Here is a 6,905-nt window from a genome sequence, read left to right on the forward strand (position 1 = left end):
CGGCCCTCGAGCACGACAGCGGTGATCACCAGGCGGGCACGCGACATGCCCGAGCATCACCGAGCGGTGTTGCCGATGTCCTGAGACATGCGTTGCCCATGTCCTGAAACAGGACACCTCACCCGCCACGGTGCGAGAGCCCGGACTGCGACTGCAGTCCGGGCTCTCGTCGTCTCCGGTACTCGACCCCTCGCCCTCCCGCGCCCCTGGATGGTGGGCGTGGGCGGTCCCAGCCCGGGCCGCTCCGGGGACGACGACGGCGGGGCGCCCGAGGGCGCCCCGCCGGTCGCGGGAGTGGGGGAGCGGGTCAGGACGGCTTGGCGCAGGTGTACGTGCCTTCGGTGACGGAGACGGTCGCGCCCTCGTAGAGCGTGTCGAAGGCACCGGCGTCCTCCGCGGAGGTGAACGCCACGCCGACGCCGAGCGGGTCCGCGAAGCCGGTGAGGCCGCCCAGGAGCTCCTCGGCACCGCTCTGGCAGGCCGGGTCCCAGGGGAGCGTCGTGTAGCCCGCGGCGGCGAGCGCGTCGATGGTCGGCTGCAGCTTCTCGGGGCCCGCGGCGGAGTCGGCGACGTCGGTCCAGACGACGAAGAACGCGTCCTCGGCGGTCGCGGGGTCGATCGCGGTGGGCCACGCGAGCGTCGCGGCGGTGCCTTCGCCGCCGTCGGAGTCCGGGGTGGCGGCGTCGTCGTCGGAGCCGGTGCACGACGCGGTGCCGAGGGTGACCGCGGCGGCGAGCAGGAGGGCAGCGGCGGTGCTGCGGGGTGTTCGGCGCATGGGCGGGATCCTGACACCGGACAAACCGCCCTGGCGACGAGACGAATCGTTTAGGCAGACGTGCTCGGACGCGGGTTCGCGGGCGACCGCGGGGAGGCCCACGGCGGCCGTCGTGGCAGGTCGCGCGACGGGTAGGCGACCGCCGTGGCGACCGTTACCGGCCCGGATTTCGCAGGCGGGCACTCGCCCGTGTAACCTTGCACGCGCTGCCCCGATAGCTCAGTCGGCAGAGCGTCTCCATGGTAAGGAGAAGGTCAAGGGTTCGATTCCCTTTCGGGGCTCTGTGGTGTGTCCGGGGCCGTGGTGCATTCCACGGTCTCGGGACATCCGAGGCGGGGTAGCTCAGCTGGTCAGAGCGCACGACTCATAATCGTGAGGTCGCGGGTTCAAGCCCCGCTCCCGCTACAGCCAGTGTGACCCAGGCGATGCGTCGGTCGACGCGTCGTGGACAGCAGAACGCAGGCGCCGTCCAGGCGCGAGGAGAAGACCATGGCCAGCAAGAGCGCGGACGTCCGCCCGAAGATCACGCTCGCCTGCACGGAGTGCAAGGAGCGGAACTACATCACGAAGAAGAACCGTCGGAACGACCCCGACCGGCTCGAGATGAAGAAGTACTGCCCGCGCGACAACCGGCACACGGTCCACCGCGAGACCCGCTGAGCCGCGCCCCTCGGGGCCGCAGGACTCCAGGCACGCCCCCGGCTCTGCGCCGGCGGGCGTGCTTGTGCTTTGAGAGCGGTGCAGGTGTGACCGCAGTGCAGGTGTGACCGCAGTGCAGGGCTGAGCAGGGCCGTGCGGGGTTGAGAGGGCCGAGCAGGCCGACGCGACGGACGACAGGAGCACGAGGATGCCGGTCGACACCGGGTACGCCGGGCGCGAGTACGCGCCCAACGCGCCGTACGAGGTCGGACGCGAGAAGCTGCGCGAGTTCGCCGCCGCGGTCGGCGCGACGCACCCCGCGCACACCGACCCCGACGCGGCACGCGCGCTCGGCCACCCCGACGTCATCGCGCCGCCGACGTTCGCGGTCGTCGTGGCGCAGCGTGCCGAGGCGCAGCTCTTCGAGGACCCGGCCGCGGGCATCGACTTCAGCCGCGTCGTGCACGCCGACGAGCGGTTCACGCACCACCGCCCGATCCACGCGGGCGACCGGCTCGTCACGGTCCTGCACGTCGACGCGATCGTCGAGCGCGCCGGGCTCGCCATGATCACCACGCGCGCCGAGATCGCGGCCGAGGGCGGCGAGGCCGTCGCGACCGTCGTCTCGACGCTGGCCGTCCGCGGGGAGGACGCATGACCACGCCGGTGCTCGCCGAGCTCACCGTCGGCCAGGAGCTCGCGCGCCGGGAGGTCACCGTCGACCGCGCGCGGCTCGTCCGGTACGCGGGCGCGAGCGGCGACTTCAACCCGATCCACTGGAACGAGCGCGTCGCGACCGCCGTCGGCCTGCCGGGCGTCATCGCGCACGGCATGTGGACCATGGGCGCGGCGAGCAGTGTCGTCGCCGACTGGGCGGGCGACCCGGGGGCCGTCGTCGACTACCAGGTGCGGTTCACGCGACCGGTCCCGGTGCCCGATCCCGGCGCCGCGACGGTCGAGGTCGTGGCCGTGGCCGGGTCGCTCGACGCCGAGGCCGGCACGGTGCGCGTCGACCTGACCGTGACGGTCGACGGCGTGCGGGTGCTCGGCAAGGCGCAGGCGGTCGTCCGGCTCGCCTGACGCGGTCGTCCCTCGCTCGGTCGGGCGAACCGCAGGTCGCGCCGAGCGCGACGCGTGCGGACGATTCGTCCGGCTTCTTCCTTTCCGTCCGGCCGCTCCCTACGGTGTACCCGGGCCGCATCGTCGCGGCCCGACGCCCACAGAGGAGAGAGCACCGATGCACCACACGACGACGGAGTCAGGGGCGCGGGTCTCGCGCCGGACGTTCCTCGCACTGACCGGCGCTGGTGTCGCCGCCGGCGTGGCGGTCGCCACGGCCCCGGGCGCCTCGGCCGCCACTGGTGGACACGTGTCAACGGGACGCGGTCACGGGCTCGGTGCGTCCGCGCAGCGCGCCGCCGTCGGCTTCCTGCAGGCCGCGACCGACGCCTACCCGACGGTGAACACCGGCGCCCGGCTCGCGCAGAGCTACGGCGACGAGCTCGGCCTGTTCAGCACGGCGTTCACGTACGACAACGCGCTCGCGATCATCGCGCTGCTGGCCGACGGCAAGCGGTCCAGCGAGCAGACCGCGCGCGTCCTCGGCGACGGCCTGCTCTACGCGCAGGACCACGACCCGGGCTACTCCGACGGCCGGCTGCGGCAGGGGTACAACGTCGGCCCGTACACGTTCTACGACGGGAACCCGCAGCCGTACGGGTTCGTGCAGCCCGACGGCACGGCGAACATCGGGTGGCAGTTCGGGTTCCTCGGGACCGCGGTCGGCGACATGGCGTGGCCCGGCATCGCCCTGCTGCACCTCTACGACCGCACGCGCGACCGCCGCTACCTCGCGGGCGCCGTCCGGATCGGCGAGTGGATCACGACGAACACCTGGCGCACGACGGGGCTCGGCGGCTTCTCCTTCGGCGTGAACGGCGCGAACGCGCCCGTTCCCAACGGCTCGACCGAGCACAACATCGACTGCACGGCGTTCTTCTCGATGCTCCGCAAGGTGACTCGTGACAACCGCTGGAAGGAGGCTGCGGCGCACGCGCGGGAGTTCGTCGACGCGATGTGGGAGCCGTCCGAGGGCTTCTTCTGGACGGGCACGAACGACGGCGTCGAGATCAACCGCTTCCCGGTCCCGCTCGACACGGTGACGTGGGCCTGGCTCGCCACCCGCGACCGCACCTTCAAGCGTGGCCTCGACTGGGCGGGCACGGCCCTCGCCGTGACGGACGACGCGGCGGCCGCCACGTCCCAGCTGCCCGACGGCGAGATGGTCTCCGGCGTCACGTTCAGCACCGCGAGCGCGCAGTCGACCGCGCAGTACAACGGCATCACCGTGCACCCGCAGGGCGTGTGGCTCGAGGGCACCGGTCAGCTCGCGACCGCGCTGATCGACCGCAACGGCCGCGGGGACGCCAAGGCGGCGGACCGGCTGCTCGCGCAGGTCCGGCACGCGCAGGACGTCCTGGGCGTCGGACAGCACCTCGGCGGCGTGGTCGTCGACGGGGGAGTGGTCGCCGCGTCGAGCCTGCTCGACACCGGGTTCGGCTTCGGCTACTTCCAGGTGCAGCACGTCGGCGCGACGTCGTGGTTCGTCTACGCGGCGACGCGCACCAACCCGCTCGACTGGCTGAAGCGCAGCTGACGTCGGCGCACGGCGACGCCCCGGTCCTCCCCGGCGGAGGTGGAGGACCGGGGCGTCGTGCGTCCGGACGAGGGGTGCGGGCAGACGACGGCGGTGGGCGACCGGTGTCAGGCCGGGGCGGGTCCGGTCGTCGTCCCCAGGCGCAGCGTGACGCCCAGCTCGCGGTAGGGCGGTGCCTCGCCCGCGAGCAGGTCCTCGACGGCGTGGCCCACCGCGGCGCCCTTCTCGGCGAGCGGCTGGACGACGGACGTGAGGACGTCGGGTGCGAGCCACGGCAGGTCGAGCCCGTCGAACCCGGCCACGGAGACGTCCTCGGGCACGCGCAGCCCGAGCTCGCGCGCCGCGAGCACGACCCCCGACGCGAGGAGGTCGGACTGGCAGACGACCGCAGTGGGTCGGACGTCGCCGGACAGCAGCGCGAACCCCGCGGTCTTGCCGTGCTCGACGAGCGACGCGGGTGTCTCGTAGATCGCCTGCGGCGTGACGCCCGCGTCGGTGACGCCGGCGAGGCGTCGACGGGTGATCTCCCAGTCGATCTGCGACAGGCGGTCGTCGTCGACGAGCCCGTCGCGCCGGGCGCGGTCGAACGGGAGCGTGACCACGGCGATCCGCTCGTGGCCCAGACCGAGCAGGTGCTGCGTCGCCTCGGTCATCCCCTGGCGGTCGTCGATCCCGACGGTCGTGACGCCCTCCTGCTGGCGACCCTCGACGACGACCGTGGGGATCCCGCGACGCTGGAGGGCGGTGAGCGTCGGGTCGTCGGTGGTGCCGCCCCACATGAGGACGGCGACGTCCATGGCCGCGGACTCGACGAGGGGGTCCACGGGCGGCTCGGTGGGGTCGCTGGGACCGGGGATGAGCAGGACGCCGAGTCCGAGCGAGCCGAGCGTCCCGACGAGCCCGTCGAGGACCTGCACGGAGACGGGGTCGCGGAACGAGCGCTTGAGCGCGTCCCCCACGACGACCCCGACGATGCCGGACCGGCCGCGCCGCAGCTGACGGCCGAGCGGGTTCGGCCCGGCGTAGTCGAGCTCGACCGCCGCGTCGAGCACGCGCTGGCGGGTCGCGGCGGCGATGGGGCCGGCGCCCGAGAACGCGAGCGACGCCGTGGAGACGGAGACCTTGGCGGCCGCGGCGACGTCCGCGAGGGTCGGGCGAGGGCGGGGCAGGGGTCCACCTCCGGGTCGGCGCACCGGGCTCGGCCGCCCGTGCGGGCGGGTCGAGGAGGGGTGCGACGGGGCACGACGCGCGGGTGCGCAGACGTGTTGACGCGACCGCCAGCGTACCCGCAGAATATCTCGTCCCCTCAAATCGATTCGACCCCGCTGCTAGACGCGATCGAATCGATTCGAGCACTTCGCCCGAACCGTGCCCGGAGCCCCGCCGTGTCCCACCCCGCCCCCGCCGGGCAGCCTCGCTCGTCCACGCCGTCCGCGCCGCCCGCCACCCCGTCGTACGGGGCGCCCGCGGTACCGCCGCACACCGCCCCCGACGCGCGCCGGCTCGCCCGCGCCCGCTGGCTCCTCATGGGTCTGTTCGCGCTCACCGGGGTCACGTTCTCGAGCTGGCTCGCCCGCATCCCCGCGGTCCGCGACGCGCTCGACCTGTCCACGGCCGAGCTCGGCGGGATGCTGCTGGTCGGGTCCCTCGGCGCGCTCGTGACCGTCACCGCGGCCGGCGTCGTCGTGCAGCGCTTCGGCAGCCGGGTCGGGATCGTCGCATCGACCGTCGCGCTCTCCGTCGGGTACGTGCTCATGGGCGTCGGCCCGGCGGTCGGCTCGGTCGCCGTCCTCGCCGTCGGCATCTTCCTCAACGGCGTCGCAGTCGCACTCGGCAACGTCCCGCTCAACGTCGAGTCGGGCCGCGTCGAGCGCGCCATGGGCCGGACCGTCATCCCGCAGTTCCACGCCGCGTTCTCCATCGGAGCCGTCACCGGTTCCGGCCTGGGCGCCGCAGCCGCCGCGCTCGACGTGCCCGTCGTCGTGCAGTTCTCCGCGGTCGCCGCGCTCGCGGTGGTCTGGCGGCTCGCGTCGCTGCGGGGCGTCGTGCTCGACGACGCCCCCGGGGACCGTCGCCGCGCGCAGCCCGTCGTCGCGACCGCGGTCACCGAGACGGGTGACGCCGCGCCGCGGCGGGCCGTCGCACCCGCCGGGCGCCGCCGCCGCATCGCGACCGCGCTCGACTCCTGGCGCGAGCCGCGCACGTTGCTCATCGGTGTCGTCATCATGGCCGCCGCGCTCTCCGAGGGGTCGGCCAACGACTGGCTGTCGCTCGCGGTCGTCGACGGGTTCGACCGCAGCGAGGCCGTCGGCGGCGCGATGCTCGGCGTGTTCGTCGGCGCCATGACCGTCGTGCGGCTGCTCGGCACGCGCCTCATCGACTCGTTCGGCCGCGTCGCCGTGCTGCGCGTGTCGGGCGTCGTCTCGCTCGGCGGCCTGCTGCTGTTCGGCCTCGCCCCGACGCTCGAGCTCGCCGCCGTCGGGATCGTCGGCTGGGGCTTCGGTGCCGCGCTCGCGGTCCCGGTCGGCATCGCCGCGGCGTCCGACGACCCGCTGCGGTCCGCCGGCCGCGTCGCCGTCGTCTCGTCGTTCGCCTCCGTCGCGTCCCTCGCGGCGCCGCCGCTGCTCGGTCTCGCCGCCGAGTCGATGGGCGCGCGCCACGCGCTGCTGCTCATCGGCGTCGCGATGGTCGCGAGCGTCTTGCTCGCGGCCCGCGTCGCACCCGAGAAGGCCGCGTCGCCGCTCGCCGCCCCGGTCGGTCCGGCAACCGCCCCGGTCGGTCCGGCTGCCGGCCCCGCCGCCGCCACGGGCGTCGCGGGCGAGCACGACGCGGCCC

Annotated in this window: 7 protein-coding genes and 2 tRNA genes; 7 read left to right on the forward strand and 2 right to left on the reverse strand. The window is 74.2% G+C overall.

Annotated features, from left to right (window positions below):
- Positions 1–307: 307 nt before the first annotated feature.
- Positions 308–775, reverse strand: a complete 468-nt coding sequence (locus CTKZ_RS02455) for a hypothetical protein (protein WP_124341450.1) — start codon at positions 773–775, stop codon at positions 308–310.
- 208 nt (positions 776–983) lie between these two features.
- On the opposite strand from CTKZ_RS02455, the gene CTKZ_RS02460 reads away from it, so the two are divergent.
- The 6 genes from CTKZ_RS02460 (at position 984) to CTKZ_RS02485 (ending at position 4,070) form a co-directional block, all read left to right on the forward strand.
- A tRNA-Thr gene (locus tag CTKZ_RS02460) sits at positions 984–1,056 on the forward strand.
- A 50-nt stretch (positions 1,057–1,106) separates the two neighbouring features.
- Positions 1,107–1,180: transfer RNA gene (locus CTKZ_RS02465), tRNA-Met, on the forward strand.
- Positions 1,181–1,264: 84 nt separating this feature from the next.
- Entirely contained in the window at positions 1,265–1,435 is a 171-nt protein-coding gene (gene rpmG / locus CTKZ_RS02470) for a 50S ribosomal protein L33 (RefSeq protein WP_124341451.1), read from the forward strand.
- Positions 1,436–1,622: 187 nt separating this feature from the next.
- Positions 1,623–2,072 (forward strand): FAS1-like dehydratase domain-containing protein, encoded by a 450-nt coding sequence (locus tag CTKZ_RS02475; RefSeq protein WP_124341452.1) that lies wholly within the window; start codon positions 1,623–1,625, stop codon positions 2,070–2,072.
- The gene (locus CTKZ_RS02480; RefSeq protein WP_124341453.1) at positions 2,069–2,494 is read left to right on the forward strand and encodes a MaoC family dehydratase; all 426 of its coding nucleotides are present in this window, start codon (positions 2,069–2,071) and stop codon (positions 2,492–2,494) included. Before CTKZ_RS02475 ends, CTKZ_RS02480 begins: the two co-directional genes overlap by 4 nt.
- A 289-nt stretch (positions 2,495–2,783) precedes the next feature.
- The gene (locus tag CTKZ_RS02485; protein WP_235843144.1) at positions 2,784–4,070 is read left to right on the forward strand and encodes a Tat pathway signal sequence domain protein; all 1,287 of its coding nucleotides are present in this window, start codon (positions 2,784–2,786) and stop codon (positions 4,068–4,070) included.
- A gap of 107 nt (positions 4,071–4,177) precedes the next feature.
- Here CTKZ_RS02485 and CTKZ_RS02490 read toward each other — a convergent pair whose 3' ends face one another.
- Entirely contained in the window at positions 4,178–5,263 is a 1,086-nt protein-coding gene (locus tag CTKZ_RS02490) for a LacI family DNA-binding transcriptional regulator (RefSeq protein ID WP_371852305.1), read from the reverse strand.
- 192 nt (positions 5,264–5,455) lie between these two features.
- On the opposite strand from CTKZ_RS02490, the gene CTKZ_RS02495 reads away from it, so the two are divergent.
- The coding region (locus CTKZ_RS02495; RefSeq protein WP_235843145.1) for an MFS transporter at positions 5,456–6,905 on the forward strand (1,450 nt) is incomplete at its 3' end.

This window comes from Cellulomonas algicola, assembly GCF_003851725.1.
Lineage (GTDB): Bacteria > Actinomycetota > Actinomycetes > Actinomycetales > Cellulomonadaceae > Cellulomonas > Cellulomonas algicola.